Source organism: Roseomonas sp. CECT 9278 (assembly GCF_918698155.1).
Taxonomy (GTDB): Bacteria; Pseudomonadota; Alphaproteobacteria; order Acetobacterales; family Acetobacteraceae; genus Neoroseomonas.
Map to the genome: position 1 here is coordinate 1 of NZ_CAKKLX010000106.1, position 2,465 is coordinate 2,465.

Genomic DNA, 2,465 nt, shown 5'->3' on the forward strand with positions numbered 1-2,465 from the left:
GTCGGCGTCCTCGCCACCATCCAGCGTCTCGCTGCCAGCACCGCCCACCAGGCTGTCATTGCCCAGGCCGCCCAGGATGCTGTCGGCACCGCCACCACCCACGATGGTGTCGGCGCCCGCGCCGGCGGTGATCGTCTCCGCCCCGCCCGTGCCGGTCACCTGGTCGTCGCCAGTACCGGTGTTCACCACCTCGAAGCCGGTCACGCTGTCCGTGCCGATGCCCGTGCCCGTCGCGCTGTTCGTCGCGAGGTTCACCGTCACCGCCGCCGTCTCGCCCGCATAGCCCAGCACGTCCGTGCCAGACCCGCCGATCAGCGTGTCATTGCCCGCCGAGCCGATGATCGTGTCGGCGTCCTCGCCACCATCCAGCGTCTCGCTGCCAGCACCGCCCACCAGGCTGTCATTGCCCAGGCCGCCCAGGATGCTGTCGGCACCGCCACCACCCACGATGGTGTCGGCGCCCGCGCCACCCAGCAGGATGTTCGCGCCCGAACCGCCCAGGATCGAATCGGCGCCGTCGCCGCCCAGGATGTTCTCGATGCCCGACAAGCTGTCGATGCCACCGCCACCAGACGAGCTCCCGTTGCCCAGCGCATCGATCGACACCGTGACCCCGCCCAACCCGGCGTAGGAGGCCCAGTCGAGGCCCGTGCCGCCGACCAGCGTGTCGTTGCCGCCGCCACCGGTCAGGGTGTCCGCGCCGATGCCGCCGTCGAAGAGGTTCGCGCCGCCGCCGATCGCGCCGGTGATCGAATCGTCACCCGACCCACCGATGACGTTCTCAATGCCAGTCAGGCTGTCCCCGCCCGCGGCCGTGCCGCCGCCGGCGCCGTTGCCGCTGGAATCGAGCGTGACCGTGACGCCCGCGGTGTCGCCCGCATAGTCCGCCGTGTCGGTGTCCGCGCCGCCGATCAGGCTGTCATTGCCCGTGCCGCCGACAAGCGTGTCGTTGCCGCCGCCGCCCGTCAGCGTGTCGTTGGCGGCGCCACCGACGAAGCGGTTCGCGTCGGTTGCTCCGGAACTGAACAGCGAATCCGCACCCGTGCCGCCAACCAGGTTCTCGATGCTGGTGAGGGTGTCTGCACCGGCGTCGAGGCCGCTGCTGCTGCCGCTGCCACCGCCTATCAGCGCGACCGTCACGCCCGCGGTGTCGCTGCTGTAGTCGGCGGTATCGATGTCGGCCCCGCCGAACAGGCTGTCATTGCCGCCGGAGCCGGCCAGCGTATCGTTGCCCGCACCGCCTTCGAAGCGGTTCACGGAGGTGCCCGCGGTGCTCGCGATGGAATCGGCGCCGGAGCCGCCGAACACGTTCTCGATGCCAGTCAGGCTGTCGTTGCCGATGCCGCTGCCCGTCGCGCTGCCGTTGCCGCTGGCGTTGAGCATGACCGTGACGCCCGCCGTATCCGCGCTGTAGTCCGCATGGTCGGTGTTGCTGCCACCCAGCAGGCTGTCATCTCCCACCCCGCCCACCAGCGTGTCGTTGCCGTTGCCGCCCGACAGGGTGTCGTTGCCCGCCCCGCCTTCGAAGCGGTTGGCGATGCTGCCCGCGGTGCTGACGATGGAATCATTGCCGGCGCCGCCGACCACGTTCTCGATGGAGAGCAGGGCGTCCGTCCCGGCCACCGTGCTGATGCCGGTCCCGTTGCCGCTGCCGTCGAGCGCGACCGTGACTGCTGCGGTCTCGGCGGAGTAGTCAGCGGTGTCGGTGTTGGCACCGCCGTCCATGTTGTCGTCACCACGGCCGCCGACCAGGCGGTCATTGCCATCGCCGCCGTAAATCAGGTCCGCGCCATAGGACGGATCAGCGGCATCGCTGCCGATAATGGTGTCGTTGCCTTCGTCGCCGTAGATGATCGCGGGCAGGATGGCGCCCTCGACACCCACGAATTCCGTGCCTGGGCCAGTCACGCTGATGCTGTCGTTGCCCTGACCGCCATAGACGTAGGTGTAGTTGTTGCTGGCGCCATCGAGCGTGACAACGATGGTGTCGTTGCCGCCATCGCCGTACAGGCTGCCACCGTCAGCAGAGTCGGAGAGACTGTCGCTGCCGTCGCCGCCATAAATGTAGTCGTAGCCGTCGCCGCCCGTCAGCGTGTCGTTGCCGACCGTGATCCCCGACACATCATCGCCATAGATGAAGTCATCGCCACCGCCGCCACCGATGCTGTCGTTGCCGCCGTTACCGGTGAACTGGTCGGCCCCAGCACTGCCTCCGATCGTGTCGTTGCCGGCGCCCGTCCTGATCGTGAAAGATTCAAAGCCGGCCGCGGTGGTGCCATCGTTGCCCGACAGGTTGTCCGCGCCGTCGACAGTGTAGCGGAGGCCCGCCGTCGCGTCATCGCGGTCGATCGAGACGCTGTCGATGCCCGCACCGCCGACCAGCGAATCAACGCCAGCATAGGAATACACGTAGTCGTTGCCGTCCCCGGCATCGACCGTGTCGTTGCCGATGGTGTCAAAGAAGT

Annotated in this window: 1 protein-coding gene; it reads right to left on the reverse strand. The window is 68.6% G+C overall.

The features are described from left to right. Nucleotides 1-2,465: calcium-binding protein (locus LQ222_RS26100; protein ID WP_305800043.1), on the reverse strand; the 2,465-nt coding region annotated here is incomplete at both ends.